Source organism: Streptomyces sp. NPDC048290 (assembly GCF_040652095.1).
Classification (GTDB): Bacteria; Actinomycetota; Actinomycetes; order Streptomycetales; family Streptomycetaceae; genus Streptomyces.
On the sequence record NZ_JBEZLM010000016.1, the window covers coordinates 116,835 to 134,894 of the forward strand.

The 18,060-nt window shown below is 73.3% G+C and carries 5 protein-coding genes; all 5 read left to right on the forward strand.

Annotated features, from left to right (window positions below; all coding sequences use genetic code 11):
* The first annotated feature begins 1 nt into the window (after position 1).
* The 5 genes from AB0D49_RS26335 to AB0D49_RS26355 are packed head-to-tail and all read left to right on the forward strand — an operon-like array spanning position 2 to position 18,060.
* Complete coding sequence (locus AB0D49_RS26335; RefSeq protein WP_362761687.1) at positions 2-1,192, forward strand: alpha/beta hydrolase; 1,191 nt, start codon at positions 2-4, stop codon at positions 1,190-1,192.
* Positions 1,189-2,592, forward strand: a complete 1,404-nt coding sequence (locus tag AB0D49_RS26340; protein ID WP_362761689.1) for an FkbM family methyltransferase — start codon at positions 1,189-1,191, stop codon at positions 2,590-2,592. Before AB0D49_RS26335 ends, AB0D49_RS26340 begins: the two co-directional genes overlap by 4 nt.
* Positions 2,589-4,298, forward strand: coding sequence for an AMP-binding protein (locus AB0D49_RS26345; protein ID WP_362761691.1), 1,710 nt, complete (start codon positions 2,589-2,591; stop codon positions 4,296-4,298). Before AB0D49_RS26340 ends, AB0D49_RS26345 begins: the two co-directional genes overlap by 4 nt.
* Positions 4,291-10,839 (forward strand): AMP-binding protein, encoded by a 6,549-nt coding sequence (locus tag AB0D49_RS26350; protein ID WP_362761693.1) that lies wholly within the window; start codon positions 4,291-4,293, stop codon positions 10,837-10,839. Before AB0D49_RS26345 ends, AB0D49_RS26350 begins: the two co-directional genes overlap by 8 nt.
* 9 nt (positions 10,840-10,848) lie before the next feature.
* Positions 10,849-18,060 carry an amino acid adenylation domain-containing protein gene (locus tag AB0D49_RS26355; protein ID WP_362761695.1) on the forward strand — a complete coding sequence of 2,404 codons (7,212 nt, stop codon included), beginning with the start codon at positions 10,849-10,851 and terminating at the stop codon, positions 18,058-18,060.

Sequence of the window (18,060 nt, forward strand, 5' to 3'; positions counted from 1 at the left end):
CGTGCGCGGACCGGGGGAGTGGGCGGACACGGCCGTCGAGGTGTTCGGCCAGATCAAACCGCTGGCCGACCGGCTGGCGCAGGACCGCTTCGAGGTGGTGGTGGCGGAGCACGAGCAGCACGGCGGAGCGGCCCAGCGCCTGCTGGACCGTCTGTCCCGCGAGACCGGTCTGCGGCAGACCGTCGACGTCCGCGCCACGCCGGACCAGACCCCCACCTCCTTCGGGCTGGCGGTGGAGCGGCGGCTGCGCGGGCTGCTGCGCGGCACCGGCCCGCTCCAGGACTGGGCACGGGACACCGGTGAGGCGGCGATCGGACAGGCCGCCGCCAGGGCACGGGCCCGCGCGCCCCGGACGGTTGCGGTGCGCACCCGCGACGGCCTGACGCTGGACGCGTTCAGCGGCGGCGACCCGGCGCGGCCCGCCGTCGTCCTCGTCCCGCCGTGCGGTATGCCCGTGCAGCTGTCGCTGGGCTGGCTGCGGGCGCTCGGCGCCGACCACCATGTGGTGACCTGGCAGTCGCGCGGCCTGTTCGCGCCGGACGGCCCCGGCGCCGACATGGCGGACGGTGTCGCCGACCAGGCCGACGACCTGCTCGACGTGATGGACGCCTTCGGACTGTCCGGCTGCCATGTGATGGGCCTGTGCGGCGGCGCCGTGATCGCGCTCGACGCGGCGCACCGGTACCCCGAGCGGTTCGGATCGCTGAGCCTGTGGCACGGCGACTACGACTTCGGCGCCGGCTCGACCAAGACCGACCACCAGAGGGACGTCCAGGCCCTCATGGAGCTGGGCGCGGGCAGCCTCGCCACGGCCACCGCCTACCAGAAGCTGATGCACCGCCCGGCGGCCCTGGCGAAGATCCCCGAACAGGCCGCCCCGCTCGTCCTCTACCCCTACGCGACCCCGGCCCTGTTCCACCACTACTGCCGGCTCAACCACGCGATCATGACGTACGACATCTCCCGGCTGCTCGGGGACATCGCGCACCCGGCGCTGGTGGTGACCAGCCGGACCGACACCACCGCGCACCCGGCGGGCTCCCACCGGGTCGCCCGCGAACTGGCCCGCGCCCATCTGGTCGAGGAGCCCACCGGCGACCACCTGTCCGTCTTCGACACCTCGACCCGACTGACCCGGCTGGCCGTCGACTTCATGGCGGCCCAGCACTCGACCACACCGGGACACCGATGACCGACACAGCTGCCCTCGACGTCGAACACCTCGCCCACGGCGTCGGCGCCCTCGCCGAGGAGTGCGTCGTCGTCCGGCACACGGCGGGCGCCCCGCACATCGCCGCCGTCCTCGCCGTACCCGGCGCCGCCGCCCCCGCCGTACGCCGGGCGACCGCCCTGTACGCGGAGGCGGACGACAGCGGACTCGCCCTGTTCGAACCCGACGACCATCTGATGCTGTTCCACCGCAACCGGCGCGAGGCGGACTTCCTCTACCGCGAGGTGTTCCGGGACAACGAGTATCTGCGCAACGGCATCACCCTGCCCGAGCGCCCGACCGTGGTCGACGTCGGTGCCAACGTCGGCGGCGCCTCGGTGCTGTTCGGGCTGGTGCGGCCCTGCGCCCGGCTGTTCGCGCTCGAAGCCGTCCCGCACCTGTGCCGGGCCGTCGAGCTGAACGCCCGGCTGCACGGCATCGACCTGGTCGTCGTCCCCGGCGCGGTGGGCGAGAGACGGCACCGGACCCGGTTCACGTACTACCCGAAGAACACCGCGATGTCCGGGCTGCTCGCCGATCCGACGGACCGGGACGTCCTCAAGACCTATCTGGCCGGGGAGGGCGACGAAGCGGTCACCGAAGGACTCGACACGGTGGTCGGTGAACTGCTGGCCGGTGAGTCCCTGGAGTGCGAGGTACGGACGCTGGGGGAGGCCCTCCAGGGCCACGGGATCGACCGGATCGACCTGCTGAAGATCGATGTCGAGAAGGCGGAGTGGCAGGTGCTGCGCGGGATCGACGACGGCCTCTGGCGCCGGATCGATCAGGTGGTCATGGAGGTCCATGACATCGACGGCCGGGTCGCCGCCTGTGTCTCCCTGCTGGAGGCCAAGGGCTTCGGCGTACTGGTCGACCGCAACCCGGACCTGCTGGACACCGACATGTACGGCGTCTACGCCCGCCGCGGCCCCCTCGCTCCGGACTCCACCGCCCCGCCCTGGCGCACCCCGCTGTCCACCCGCCGGGCCCTGGCCTCGGCCCTGCGCGCCGCACTGGGCGGCGAGTTCACCGATCTGCCCGTGGACCGCTTCCGGTTCCTGGCGGCGCTGCCGCGCGACGACCGGGGCACGCTCGACACGGCGGCGCTCCTCGCCCGGATCCCGACCGACCCTCCCGCCGGGCCCGACCCCCGGCCCGGGATCGAGGAACAACTCGCCGCGATCTGGCGCCAGGTGCTGAAGGTGGAGCACATCACGGCCTCCGACGACTTCTTCGACCTGGGCGGCACGTCCCTGAAGTCGGTGCGGATGGTGCTGGAGGTGGACGAGGTGTTCGGCGAGAACGTGCTGCCGCCCGACCAGTTGTTCACCGGCAGCCGGTTCCACGAGGTCGCGGCCGTCATCCGCAGGAACCTGGGATGAAGCGGCAGCTCTTCAAGGCGCTGGAGGCGCTGGCGGACAACCACGACAACGAGGTCGTCCACCGCGACGGCGGCCGGGTCCGCCGCACCTGGGCGGAGCTGGCCCACGACATCGACCAGGCCGTCGGCAGACTGGCGGCCCTGCGGCCGGAGGGGCTGGAGGGGCCGGAGGGGGCAGAAGGGCGGGGCGAGGGCCGGGTCTTCCAGGTGGGGTTGATCGGGCCGACGTCGTACGCGTGGATGGTGCTCGATCTGGCCTGCGTCAAGGCGGGCTTCCGGTCGATCGCGGTGCCCGAGTTCCTGACCGGCCGGGAGATCGCCGACCTGTTCCGGGAGGCCGGGGCCGATGTGGTGCTCGCCGACCGCTCGCTGGCCGGGCGGCTCACCGAGGTCGACGCGCCCGTCCGGTACTTCCGCTCGCGGCACGCGACCCGAAGCGCGACCCTGGCCGCCTCCCCGGCTGACGACGACTTCGACCGCGTCGACGCGGTGGCGTGGACCTGCACGGCCGACCGGATGCTGGACCACTACTCGACCGGCTACTCCTCCGGCACCTCCGGCACCGCCAAACGCATCGACCTCACCTTCCCCGCCGAGGAACCCGCACGCCCCGGACGGCACCTGCTCCGCCTCGCCGTCCAGTACTACCGCTACCGCACCAGCTTCTGGAGCCGCAAGGACAACCGGCTCCTCGTCTTCATGCCGTTCTCCCACCTCCAGCAGCGGGCCTTCGTCCGGCTGGCCCTGATGCGGCGGATCGACATCGTGCTCTCCGACCCGCTGCGCTGCGTGGCCGACCTGGTCGTGGAGAAACCCAACATCATGGTCAGCGTCCCCATGATCTACGAGGCGCTCGCGGCCCGGATCGAGCAGAAGCTCCAGCAGCTCGACGCCCGCCGCCAAGCCGTCCTCGGGCTCTACCTCCGGCTGCGGATCAACCGCCTCGGCAACCGCAACCCGGTCAAACGCCTCTGCGGCCGGTACCTTTTCCCCACCGTGCGCAAGATCTACGGCGGCCGTGCCGACTACTTCGTCACCGGCAGCGCCCCGATCGACCCGCGCACCCTCACCACCTTCCACCGCGTCGGCGTACGGATCTACGAGGGCTACGGCCAGAGCGAACTGCCCCGCATCATCTCCATGTCCTCGGAGCGGGACTTCCGGATCGGCAGCGTCGGCAAGCCCCGTATCCCCGTGCGGATCGCGGCGGACGGCGAGATCATGGTCCGGATCGACCGGGCCGAACTGGCGGACCCCTCCGTCGTCACCTACGACCAGGACGGCTACATCCACACCGGGGACCTCGGCCATCTGGACGCGGACGGCTTCCTGTTCCTGCACGGCCGCAAGGACGACGTCATCGTCCTCGACAACGGCAAGAAGGTGTTCCCCGCCCGCGTGGAGACCGTCTTCCACGAACTGAAGACCCGGCACGCGATCTGCGTCACCTCCTTCGACGGCAAGCGCCTCACCGCCATCGCCCACTGGCCGGACGAACCCGGCGGACCCGGCGGACGCGAGGCGCTGCGCGGCTACCTCACCGAGGGCAACACACATCTGGCCGACCACGAGAAGGTGACGCTGTTCGTGTCCGCCCCCGAGCCCTTCACCGTGGAGAACGGACTGCTCACCGGCACCAGGAAGCTGCGCCGCCCACGGATCAGGGCGGCGTACGGCGAGGCGGAGGCGGAGCGTGTCGATGGCTGAGCACACCGGCCCGGTACGGGACGGCCACAACTTCGGCGCCGTCCTGCGCCGACGCGCCACCAGCGCGCCCGAGGCACCCGCGTACACCTTCCTGCGCGACGGCCCCGACACCGCGCACACCCTCACGTACCAGGAGCTGTACGACTCCGTGTCCGTCCTGGCGGCCCGTCTCGCCGAGCTGCCCCGGGGCGCCCGCGCGCTGCTGCTCTACCCTCACGGACCGGAGTTCGTCCGCGCGTTCTGGGCCTGTCTGCTCGCCGGGGTCGTGCCCGTGCCCTGCTACCCGCCCCGCAACGCCCGCTCCGCGGACCGGCTCCTCGCCACGGCCCTGGACGCCCAGGCCGCCGTGGTGCTCACCGACCGGACGATCCTGCGCCGCGCGGGCGACGCGCTCACCGCCCTCGCGCCCTGTCTCGCCACCGACGACCTCACCGGCACCGGCACCTTCACTCCCGTGGCCGTGCACCCCGCCGACCCCGCGTTCCTCCAGTACACGTCCGGCTCGACCGGCGCCCCCAAGGGAGTCGTCGTCTCCCACGACAACCTGTACCGCAACCAGGAACTCATCCGGGCGGCGTTCGGCCAGGACAGCGGCTCGACCATCGTGTCCTGGCTGCCCTTCTACCACGACATGGGACTCATCGGTAACGTCCTGCACTCCGTCTACGTCGGCGCGCACGCCGTGTTCCTCTCCCCCCTCGAACTGCTGCGCCGACCCCTGTCCTGGCTGGAGGCGATCAGTCACTACCGGGCGACGGGCAGCGGCGGCCCCAACTTCGGCTATCAGCACTGCGCGGACCGGATCACCGACGAGGAGCTCGCCGGGCTCGACCTGAGCCACTGGCGGGTCGCCTACTGCGGCGCCGAACTCGTCCGCGCGTCGACACTGGAGTCGTTCGCCGACCGGTTCGCCAAGGCCGGATTCCACGCCGAGGCGTTCCGCCCCTGCTACGGCATGGCCGAGGCCACCCTGTTCGTGGCCGCCGCCGACGGCTGCGTCAGCAACGCCCCGGTCGCCACCTCGGTCGGCTCCCGTGTCGCCCCCGTGGTGTCGTGCGGCGTCCCCGGCGGTTTCCGCTGTCTGATCGTCGGCGAGGACGGCACCGAGCGCCCCGAGGGCGAGGTGGGGGAGGTGTGGCTGAGCGGCCCGAGCATCGCGGGCGGCTACTGGAACAACCCCACGGCCTCGGAAGCCTTCCAGGCCGTGACCCGCTCCGGCGAAGGCCCCTTCTACCGCACCGGCGACCTCGGCTTCCGCCACGACGGCGCGCTGCACCTCACGGGCCGCCTCAAGGAACTGATCATCATCCGGGGCCGCAACCACTACCCCTACGACCTCGAATGGGCCGTCGCCGAGGGCGCGCCGGGCGTGGTCAGGGACGGGTGTGTGGTGTTCTCCGTCGAGCGGGAGGGCGGCGAGGAGCTGATCGTGCAGTGCGAGTACCAGCGCACCTGCGAGCTGCCCCACGACGATGTGATCCGGTCGGTGCGTACCGTGCTGCTGGAGGAGTTCGGGCTCGCCCCGGCCGAGATCGTCCTGGTCGCGGACCGCCGTCTGCCGCGCACCAGCAGCGGCAAGCTCCAGCGCCGGCAGTGCAAGGCGGCCTTCCTGGCGGGCGGTTCCGACGCCCTCGCGCACTGGACGGCGGCCGGGGACGGCGGCGCGTCCACGGCGGGGGAGATCCCGTTCCCGGCGGTCACGGACGCCGAACGGCTGATCGCCGGAGTGGTCGAACAGCTCAGGGGGCCGATCCGGATCGGGCGCGACGACACGTTCTTCGGCGTCGGCTTCGACTCCCTGGGCGTGGCCGAACTCGCCGCCGCGGTGTCCGCCGCGTCCGGCCGGGCGGTCGGCGCCGAGCTGCTCTTCGAGCACCGGACGATCCCCGAACTCGCCGCCCGGCTGGACGCCCTGCCACCGGTGGACCGGCCCGAGGAGCGGCCCGACGGCGGCCTGCTGCCGTTCAGCTCCCTCCAGGAAGCGATCTGGGTCGACCACCACTCCCGGGAGCCGGACAGCCGCTACAACATCCCGGTCCGCATCGCCTTCCCGCCCCGGATACCCGGCGCACGCGTCGAAGCGGCCGTCACCGCCGGACTCGCCCGCGCGGAACTGCTGCACTGCCAGGTGGTCCGGCGGGACGACCACGTGGGCCTGCTCCCCGCCCCCGAGGAGGAGCGGGAGCACCGGCCCGGCGTGCTGGACCTGTCGGCGCTGCCCGCCGAGCAGGCCGCCGCGGAGCTGGACGCCACCGCCGGAGCGCTCGTACGGGAACCCTTCGATCTCGACGAACGCCCCCTGTACCGGGCTGTACTGGCCCGGCTCCCCGACGGCTCCCACACCCTCGTCCTCGTCGCCCACCATCTGGTCTGCGACGGCTTCTCACTGCACCGGTTCGCGGAGCGGCTGCTCGCCCTGGCGGATGGTCAGGAGCCGGCGCGGGGGATGCCCGCCGACGTGAACCCCGGGGGCGCCGAGCCCTCCAGCGACGCGGAGTCCGTCAGCGCGCGGGAGTCCGCCGCCGTACGACCGGACGCTTCCGTGACCCCCGGTGGCGCCCAGCCCCCCACCGCCCCGCAATCCGCCGCCGTACAACCCGACACCTCCTACCGGACCTATGTGCGGCGCCAGCGTGCGGCGCTCGCTCGGGACGGCCGCGAGGCCGGGGCGTACTGGCGTGGGCAGTTGGCGGACGCCGTCCCGCTGCGGCTGCCCCGGGACCGGTGGACCGCTCACGGTGGCGCCCGGGGCGTGCTCGCCAGCGAGTGGCTGCACCTGTCCGAGGAACGCTCCCGGGCCCTCACCCGGCTGGCGCGGCGGCTGGGCACCACCCCGTTCGCGGTGGCGCTGGCCGCCTTCGCCACCGTCGTCGGGAAGGTCACCCGGCGCTCGGACGTCGTCCTCGGCGTCCCGCTCCTCGACCGTGACCTGCCCGCCATGCGGGACACCTTCGGGCCCTGCGTCAACCCCGTCACCCTGCGCTGCCGCCTCACCGACGGCCAGTCCGGCGCCGACCGGACGGCCGACGTGGGCCGCGCCCTGGCCGAGGCGCTGCGCCGCCGGGCGGTGCCGGTACGCGAGGTGGCCGCCGACCCGGGACCCGGCCGGGGAGACGCGCGCACCCCGCTCACCTCGGTGTACTTCAACGGGCTCACCTTCGCCCCGCACGACCGGATCGCCACCGGGTTCCTCGGCGATCAGGGCGTGGTCGCCCGCCTCGACCTCGACGTCTACGCGATCCTCGACGGGGACGGACGCGGCGCGCTGCGCTGGGACTACGACTCCGCGCTGTTCGACCCGGACACGGTCCGCCTGTGGACGACCGGGTTCGACACCTGTCTGCGACGGCTCACCGAACGGCCCGGCGAGCCCCTGGACGCCCGCCCCCTGCTCGTCCCGCCCCGCCCCGCCTCACGACCCGCCGACCCGCCGCCGCCCCTCGTCGCCACGGTCAAGGACACTATGGCGCGGTTCCCGGACCGGGTGGCCGTGGTGACCCCGCAGCACCGCACCACGTACCGGGAGCTGGGCGAGATGAGCCGCCGGGTCGGCGCGTATCTGCGGGACAACGCCGTGGAAGGCCCCGTCGGGCTGTACTTCCCCGCCGGGAGCACCGCGTCCGCCATCGCCGCGATGACCGGGACGCTGGACGCCGGGCGCCGCTACGTGATCCTGGAACCCCGGGACCCCGTGGCGCGGCTCCGGCGGATCGTCACCGACGCCGGGGTCCGGCTGGTGCTGGCCGACGGCGAGTTGCCCTGGGCCGCCGGCGAGGGGCCCGAGGCCGTCCGCCTCGACGCGCTCGGCCCGGCCCGGCCCGCCGACGGTACGCGGACCGGGTCACGGCCGGGCGGCTACCTGCTGTACACGTCCGGCACCTCGGGGACGCCGAAGGGCGTGATCCAGGACGCGGACAACGCCGGGTACTTCGTCGAGCGGTACCGGCGGCGGCTGTCGGTCACCGCACGGGACCGGCTCAGCCTCGTGTCGTCGCTCGGCTTCGACGCCGCGGTCCTCGACGTCTACACCGCGCTGGTCACCGGCGCCCAACTGCGGGTGCTGGCCCTGCACGACAACCCCGCCCACAGCGACCTGTGGCGATGGATGACCGACCAGGCCATCACCGTCCTGCACGCCACCCCCTCCCTGTACCGGCGGATCGTCGCCACCCGCGACGGCCGCGACCCCGGAGCCCTGCGCGCCGTCGTCCTTGGCGGCGAGCCCCTCCCGCCCGCCGACGCGGTCCGCCACGTCGCCCACCTGCCCGGCGTCGACCTCTACCACCTCTACGGCCAGGCGGAGAGCACCTTCAACGCCCTGCGCCGGATCGAACCCCACGACGCAGCCCGCGTCATGACCCTGGGCACGCCCTGCGACGGCACCGAACTGCGGCTGTCCGTCCCGCATGCCGACGGCCCGGAGGTGTACGAGGTCGGCGAGATCGTCGTCACGTCCCCGTATGTCGCCCAGGGCTATCTGGGGCTGCCGGAGCTGACCGCACGGCGGTTCCCGACCGGCGCCTACCGCACGGGCGACCTGGGCCGGTATCGGCCCGGCGGGGAGATCGAGCTGGTCGGCCGCGCCGACCGGCAGCTCAAGGTGAACGGCAACCGGATCGAACCGGCCGAGATCGAGACCGTCCTCGCGACCCACCCCGCCGTCACCCGCGCCCGCGTCCTCACCCACCGCGACGGCGACCACGAAACGTCCCTCGCGGTATACGCCGAAGTCACTGACGCACAGCGGCGCGCCCGGCTCGACCCCGCCGAACTGCGCGATCTGCTGGTGCGGAACCTGCCCGCCGCCATGGTCCCGGCCACCGTCCGGATCGTCGGCGCCTTCCCGCTCACCCCCCACAACAAGCTCGACACCGCCGAGCTGCGCGCACTCGGCGAACGGACCGCGCCCGGCCCTGCGCCCGCACGGCCGATGAACGACCGCGAACAGGCCGTCGCCGACTGCGTGGAGAGCGTCCTGGGCGTCGCCCCCGCCCGCCCCGACGCCTCCTTCTTCGCCCTGGGCGGCACCTCCCTCAGCGTCGTGGACCTGCTGCACCGGCTGGAACGCGCCACCGGTGTCACCCTCTCCTTCAGGGACGTCTTCGAGACCCCGACGATCGCCGCCATCGCCGCCCGGCTGCACTCCGCCTCCGCCGCGCCGCTCCCGGTGCTGTCCCGCGGCCCGGCGCGCGCCGAGTACCCCGCGACCTCCCACCAGACCCGGATCTGGGTCCAGGACCAGCGCACCACCTACAACGTGCTGGCGTCGGTCCATGTCGAAGGCCGCCTCGACCCCCTCCGGCTCGAACGCGCCATCACCGCCGTGGTCGCCCGCCACGAGATCCTGCGCACCCGCTTCGCCCTGCGCGACGACACCCTGACCCAGCACGTCCGACGCACCCCGGCGGGCGGCACGGTCCGGGTCGAGCACCTCGACCCGGCCGCCGACCACGAACCGGCGCTCACCGCCCTCGAACGGCGGGAACTGCACCGGCGCTTCGACCTCGCCGAAGGCCCCCTGTTCCAGGTCACCTATGTGACCGGCGCCCGCCCGCACGACGTGCTGATGCTCTCCATGCACCACATCGTCTGCGACGCCCTCTCCGTCGGCGTCTTCACCGAGGAGGTCCTGAGGGCCTACGCGCTGCGGCGCACATCGCTGCCCACACCGGCCGTCCAGCACGGCGACTACGCCCTGTGGCTGCGCGACCTGGACGACCGGGGACTGCTGGACGCCGGACGCGCCTACTGGCAGGAGAAGTTCCAGGACGGCGCCCCCGCGCTGCGGCTGCGCACGGACCGGCCGCGCGGACCCGTGAAGTCGTTCACCGGAGCCGTGTTCCACGGAGTCGTCGGCGAGACCGGGACCGCCCGCGCGCAGGACCTGTGCCGGGCCGAGGGCGTCACCCTGTTCACCCTGCTGCACTCCACGCTGCTGCTGACCCTGCACCACCGCACCGGGCAGACGGACCTCTGCCTCGGCACCCTCTCCACCGGCCGGGAGTTCTCCCGTCATCTCCACACCCAGCTCGGCTTCCTCGCTAACACCCTGGCCCTGCGCACGGCGTTCACGCCCGGCACGACCTTCCGTGAACTGCTGACGATCGCCCGGACGGAGTTCCTGGAGTCCCACGCGCACCAGCTCTACCCGCTGGAACGGCTCGCCGACACGGTCCCCCGCCCGGAGCCGGGGCGCGGCTTCCTCTTCGATGTCCTGCTGGTCCTCCAGGAGTGGGGCGACCTGGAGGAACGGGTCGGCCGGTCGACCGGCGTCGGGATCGCCCTGCGCGCCCGCCGCGCCTGTATCGCCAAGTTCGACCTCACCTTCAACTTCGCCGTCCGCGCCGGACGGATCGAGGCGATGGTCGAGTTCGATCCCGAGCTGTACGACGAGGAGTCGGTCGCCCTGCTCTGGCGGCGGTTCGCCGCACTGCTCACGGAGGTGGCGGACGCGCCCGGCCACCCGCTGCGGGCGTACAGCGGACAGGTCGAGGAGGAACGGACCGCCGTCACCGGCCACGAGTTCGACTTCGACTTCTAGGACGGGATGATGACGCAGAACGCGCTCGACCCCCGCATCGCCCTCGACTTCTGGGTACGCAGGCTCGGCGACCAGGACGTGCCCGACCTGCCGTCGGCACTGTCCCCGTCGGACCCCGCCGACGGGCGGCGGCACCAGACGCTGACCCTGACCGACACGGACCTGGGCTACCTCAGGAAGGCGAGCCGGGGCGACGCGCGAGCCGAGGCGATCCTGCACATCACCCTGTACCGGCTGCTGCTGTCATGGTCCTTCGGCCCGGAATCCAGCGCGGTCGCGGTGACCGGACCGGAGCCTACGGGGGGCGCGGCGGCCGGACCGGAGACGCCGGCCGGAGCGGTCGCCGGACCGGACTCCACGGCGGTCGCGGTCGCCGCACCGGAGACCACGTCGGTAGCCGTCCCTGGACCGGAGACCACGGCTGGCGCCCCCGCCGCACCGGAGACCACGGCTGGCGCCCCCGCCGCACTGGAGACCCCGGCCGGAGCGGTCCCCGCACTGGAGACCCCGGCCGGAGCGGTCCCCGCACCGGAATCCCCATCCACCGCCACCGTGTCCGGACCCCGCGCCGACACCCCCGTCCTCCACACCACCCCCCTCGACCCCGACGCCACCCTGCGGGCCGCCATCGACACCACCCGGGCCGAGTCCCTCGCGTGCGCCCCGTACCGCGACTACCCGTGGGACGACCTGCTCCGCTGGACCGGCGGCCCCGGGGCGGGCCCGGGGGGCGTCCGCTTCGGCCTGGTGTGCGGTGCCGTACCCGTCCCGCACCCCTGGCTGGCCACCGGCACGGCCCTTCTGCTCACGGTGCCGTCCGGCCCGTACGAGCGGGAGATCACCCTCTCCTACGGCCCGGGGTGCGACGAGCGGCTCGCCGCCCAGTTCCTGCGCCACTACGCCCGGCTCGTACGCGGCCTGCGGAACCACCTCGACCGGCCGCTGAACCGCGTTCCGGTCCTCACCCCCGCCGAGACATCCGAACTCACCGGCGCGCTGACCGGCCCGCCCCCGGAGCCCGGTCTGCCCGCGAGCCTGCTGGAGGACCTGCGCCGCCAGGTCGCCGCCACGCCTGACGCCATCGCGGTCGTGGACGCCGACGGCACCCTCACCTACCGCCTGCTCGACGAGCACGCCAACCAGCTCGCCCACTTCCTGCGCGACGAGCACGGCATCGGGCGCGGCGACTTCGTCGGGGTCGCCCTGCCCGACAGCCGGGACCTGCTGGTGGCGATCCTTGCCGTGCTCAAGGCGGGCGCGGCCTATGTGCCGATCGATCTGCGCTACCCCCCGGACCGCCAGTCCCTGCTGGTCAGGGAGAGCGGGGCCGCCGCGGTCGTCGTGCGCGAACCCGGCGACCTCGCCGGACCCGCGCCGAACGTCGTCGCACTGGCCCGGCACGCGGACCGTATCGCCCGGAGCCCGAAGACCGCGCCCGCCGTGGAGATCCGCGCCGACGACAGCGTCTACGTCATCTTCACCTCCGGCTCGACCGGGACACCGAAGGGCGTCGCCGTCGAGCACGGCGCCTTCCGTAACCTGCTGGCCTGGTACACGCGGGAGGTGTGCGGCGACGGGGCCGGGGACGCGGCCGGGCGGACCGCCTTCCTCCTTATCGCCCCCGTCAGCTTCGACCTGGCCCAGAAGAACCTGTTCGCGCCCCTGCTGCGCGGCGGACGCCTCCATCTGCTGGGCGCCGCGCTGGACGACTACTCCGCCATGGCCCGGTATATCGACACCCACGCCGTCGACGTCGTCAACTGCGCCCCCAGCGCCTTCTACCCGCTGCTGGAGTTCGGCGCCGACCGGGACTTCCACGCGCTGCGGTCGCTACGCCATGTCGTGCTGGGCGGCGAACCCATCGACACCGCGAAGCTCACCGCGTGGACCGCCTCGCCCCACTGCCGCGCGCAGATCATGAACTCCTACGGCCCCACCGAGTTCACCGATGTGGTCAGCCACCACCGGCTCGACGCCGCCGATCTGCGCCCGGACGGCGGCCCCGTCCCCATCGGCCGCCCCGTGGACGGCATCCACCTGATCGTCCTCAGCCCGCAGCAGCGCCTGTGCCCGCCCCATCTGGTCGGCGAGCTGTACCTCGGCGGCGCGGGACTGTCCAAGGGATACCTCAACGACCCGGATGAGCAGGCGCGCCGCTTCGTGCGCGCCGAACCGGCCGAGACCGGCTTCGACGGCGTCCTCTACCGCACCGGGGACCTCGTCCGCTGCGACGCCGAGCACCGGCTGGTGTACCTGGGGCGGGCCGACGACCAGATCAAGGTCAACGGTTTCCGGATCGCACCCGGCGAGGTGGAACGGGCGGTCCGCGCCGTGGACGGCGTACGGGACGCCGCCGTCTGCCTCAAACCGGTGCGCGGCGAGGACGTCCTCGTCGCCTACTACATCGCCGACGCCCCGCTCGACCGGGAGACCCTGCGGGAGCGGACCGCGCGGACCCTGCCCGCGTTCGCCGTACCGACCCACTTCGTGCCGCGCACCGCGTTCCCCCTCACCCCGAGCGGCAAGCTCGACAAACGCGCGCTCCCACCACCCGGCGACGACCTCACCGGCGGCTACGAGCCGCCCGCCACCCCGGCCGAGAAACGGCTCGCCCGGCTCTGGGCCGAACTGCTCGGCCGCGAACGGGTCGGCCGCCACGACGACTTCTTCGCCCTCGGCGGACACAGCCTCACCGCCGTCCGCCTCCTGTCGTACGTCTCCCGGGACTTCGGCGCCGCGCTCTCCCTGACCACCGTGTTCGAGCACTCCCGCCTCGACGACCTGGCAGCGGTCCTCGCCGCCGCCGGTCCCGGCCGGTACACCGGCATTCCCCGGCTGGCGCCCGCCGACGACCACGCCCCGTCCCACGCCCAGCGCAGGCTGTGGCTCACCGCCCAGTTCGCGGGTGCCTCCGCCGCGTACAACCTGCACGCCGTGTACGAGATCCGCGGTGAGATCGACGCCGAGCGGCTCGCGCACGCGTTCCTGCGGGTGATCGGCAAACACGAGAGTCTGCGTACGGTGTTCCGCACCGGGGCGGACGGCGACCTGCGCCAGGTGGTCCGCCCCGCGACGGAGACCGGATTCCGCCTCGACCGCCTCCTCTCGACGGACGACGACGCCCTCCTGGAGTTCACCGGACGCCCCTTCGACCTGGAGCGGGGCCCCCTCCTGCGGGCCGCCCTCGCCCGTACCGGCGACGGGACCCATGTCCTCGCCTTCGTCATCCACCACAGCGTCTGCGACGCCTGGTCCCTCGGCGTCTTCGCGAGCGACCTGCTCAAGTTCTACGACCCCGCGCCCACGGGTCCGCCGATCGCCCGGCTCGACCTCCAGTACAAGGACTACGCGGCCTGGCAGCACACCGCCATGGCGTCCGCCGCCCACGACGCGCACCGCCGCTTCTGGCGCGACACCCTGGCGGGGCTCGACACCGTCCCCCCGGTCGACCTCCCGGGCTGCCGTCCCCGCCCCGCCGTCCGGACCCACCACGGCGCCCTCGTCCGGCACACCTTCCCGGCGCCCTTCGCCGCCCGCCTCGACGCGCTGGCCGCCCGGCGCGGCTGCACCCTGTTCATGGTGCTGGTCGCGGCACTCGACGCCACCCTCTACCGGCAGACCGGCCAGCCCGACATCGTCCTCGGCACCCCCGTGGCGGGCCGCGACCACGTCGACCTGGAAGACCAGATCGGCTTCTACGTCAACACGCTCCCGCTGCGCACCGCACTCACCGCCGACGACACCTTCGCCACGCTCCTCGCCAAGGTGAAGGCCGGTGTCACCGGGGCCCTGGAACACCAGGCGCACCCCTTCGACGCCATCCTCGACGACCTCGCGCCGCGCCGCGACCCCAGCCGCAGCCCCCTCTTCGACCTCCTGGTCGTGCTCCAGAACGCCACCGGCCACCAGGCCCTCGACCCCGTCGATGGCCCGGACTTCCAGCTCCGGCGCAGGCCCGCCCCCCGCCGCTCCAGCAAGTTCGACGCGACCTTCGACTTCGCCGACCGCGGCCCGGACACCGGGCTCGCCCTCGAAGTCGAGTACAACACCGACCTGTACGACGAGGACAGTGTCCGCCGTTTCATCGGCGCCCTGGAGACCCTGCTGACCGACGCCTGCGACCACCCGGACCGCCCGCTGACCCGGCTGCGGTGCGTTCCGGCGGCCGAACGGCGTCGCGTCCTGGACGACTTCGGCCGGGGCCGCCCCGACCCCGACTGCGTGCCCTTCCTCACCCGCCTCGCCGACCGCTGCGCCGCCTCGGCCACCGCACCCGCCCTGCACCACGCCGACCGGACCGTCACCTACGCCCAACTCGACGCCCGCTCCGACCAGTTCGCCGGATTCCTCACCGCCGAGCTGGGCGTCCGCCCGGGGGACCGGGTCGGGATACTCCTCGACCGCGACGACTGGCTCGTCGCCTGTCTGATCGGCGTCCTGAAGACGGGCGCCGCGTATGTGCCGCTCGACCCCGCCTACCCCGCCCGCCGGATCGCGTTCATCCGCGACGACGCCGGATGCCGGACCGTCGTGGACGCCGCCCTCGTCCACCGCTTCCGTGAGCGCCTCGGCTCCTGGCCCGCCGCCCCCGCCGCCCGGCCGTCACCGGACGCCCTCGCCTATGTCATCTACACCTCGGGCTCCACCGGCGACCCGAAGGGCGTGCAGATCACCCATGACAATCTCGCCGCGTTCCTCCAGTGGTCGCTGCGGGAGTTCGCGGACACCGACATCGGTGTGGTCTTCGCCGCCACCTCCCTCTGCTTCGACCTTTCGGTCTTCGAACTCTTCTTCTCCCTGACGGCGGGCCTCCCCGTCCGGATCGTCGAGTCCCCGGCCCACATCGGGGACTGGCTGGGCGCGCACCGGCGGGTCCTGATCAACACCGTGCCCTCGGTGGTCGAGGAACTGGTCCGCGCGGGCCACGACCTGGCGCAGGTCACGGCGGTCAACGTGGCGGGGGAGCCCGCCCCGCCCGCGCTGCGCGACCTGCTGGACCTGCGCCGCACCGAGGTCAGAAACCTGTACGGCCCCTCCGAGGACACCACCTACAGCACGGTCTACCGCTTCGACGACTCCACCACGGCCGTCCCCATCGGCCGACCCGTCGACAACACCCGCGTCTACGTCCTCGACCCCGCCGGACAACCGGCCGGGATCGGTGTGACCGGGGAGATCCACCTCTCCGGCCGGGGACTGAGCCGCGGCTATGTCAACCGCCCCCGGCTCGACGCGGAGGCGTTCACCGAGCACTCCGAGTTCCCCGGCGAGCGGCTCTACCGGACCGGCGACCACGGCCGCTGGCAGCCCGACGGCAACCTGGTGTTCCTGGGCCGCCGGGACGCCCAGGTGAAGATCCGCGGGCGGCGGATCGAGCTGGGGGAGGTCGAGGCCGCCGTGCGCCGCCTCCCCGGCGTCCGGCAGGCCGCCGTCGTCGTCCACGGCGAAGGCGCCACGGCCGCGCTCGCCGCCTACTACGCCACGGACGGCGACCCCATCGAGCCCGCCGACATCCGGAACGCGCTCCGCACCACCCTCCCCGGCTACCTGGTCCCGGCCGCGATCTCCCGGCTGGACGCGTTCCCGCTCACCCCCAACGGCAAGGTGGACCGCCGGGCCCTGCCCGCTCCTGCCGAACCGGTCGCCGCGAGCGCCGTGGTGGCCCCCGCGAGCCCGCTCGAAGCCCGGGTGCTGGACATCTGGCGGTCCGTCGTGGACGCGCCCGGCGCGGGCGTCGACGACTCGTACTTCGAGCTGGGCGGCGACAGCCTGCGGGCCATGAGCCTCATCGCCCGGCTGAACCAGGAACTGGGCTCCGCCCTGAGGATCAGCGACCTCTACCACCACCCCACCGTGCGGACCCTCACGGCCCAGCTCGGCGCGACCGCCCCCGCACCGCCCACCGCCTCCCCGCCCCCCACCGGAACCCCGGGAACCGTCACCGCCTACCCCATCACCACCTCCCAGGCGGGCATCTACTACCTCCAGCGCCTCGACCCCCGCAGCACCGCCTACAACATCCCGCTCTCCTTCGCCGTCCATGGCCCGCTGGACGAGACCCGGCTCCGCAAGGCCATCGGTGAACTGGTCCGGCGCCACGACGCCTTCCGCACCCGGTTCACCATCCGCGACCGCCAGGTCGTCGGCCTGGTCGAGCCCACCGCCGAGGTCCCGATCGAGCGGCAGTGCCTCCGGCCGGGCGAGGAGAGCGACCTGCTGCGCGGGTTCGTCCGGCCCTTCGACCTCGCCGAGGCGCCGCTGATGCGGGTGAAGATCGCCAGCGGCTCGGACGAGGAGCACCACCTCGCCCTCGACATCCACCACCTCGTCTTCGACGGCGCTTCCGTCGCCCTGCTCCTGGCCGAACTGGTCCGGCTGTACACCGGCGACACCGTCCCCGAGGTGCCCGGACCCGGCTACGCCGCCCACGCCCAGCTCACCGCACGCGCGGGCGACGAGGAGGAACGGGCCCGGCAGCGCGCCTACTGGCTCGACCGGCTCGGCGGCGACCGCCCGCCCCTCGCCCTGCCCTTCGACTTCCCGAGGGGCACGGTCCAGCGGTTCAGCGGCGACTATGTGGAGCTGTCGATCGACGCGGAGCGCCGAGGGCTGCTGGAGTCACTGGCCAGGTCGGCGGGGACGACCGTGTTCTCGGCCCTCTTCTCCCTCTTCGCGGGCGTGCTCGCGCACATCGGCGGCCAGGACGACATCACCCTCGGCATCCCCGTCGAGTGCCGGCGCGACCCCCGCGTCCGGTCCACCATCGGGATGTTCGTCAACACCCTCGCGGTCCGGGTCGCCGTCGACCGCGCACGCCCGGTGCGGGACCTGCTGTCCGCCCACGCGGGCGAGCTGTTCACGGCCCTGGACCACCAGGAGTACCCCTTCGAGACACTCGTCCGCGACCTCCGGGCCCAGCGGGACGACCAGCCCCCGCTGTTCGACGCCATGTTCGCCTACTACCCGCGGCTCCCCGTCGAGGACCTGTTCCCCGGCACGGACCTCACCGTCGCCCACTACCACGTTGACCGCCCCCGGATCAGCAAGTTCCCCCTGACGTTCCTGGTCGACGAGACCGAGGACGGGCTGCGGGTGAGCCTCAACTACGACAGCTCCCTGTTCCGCGCGGAGACGGCCCAGGCGATGGCGGAGGTGGTCGACGCCGCCTTCGACCTGCCGGCGGCCCCGGAACGCCCCCTGTCGACGCTCCCACCCCTGTGA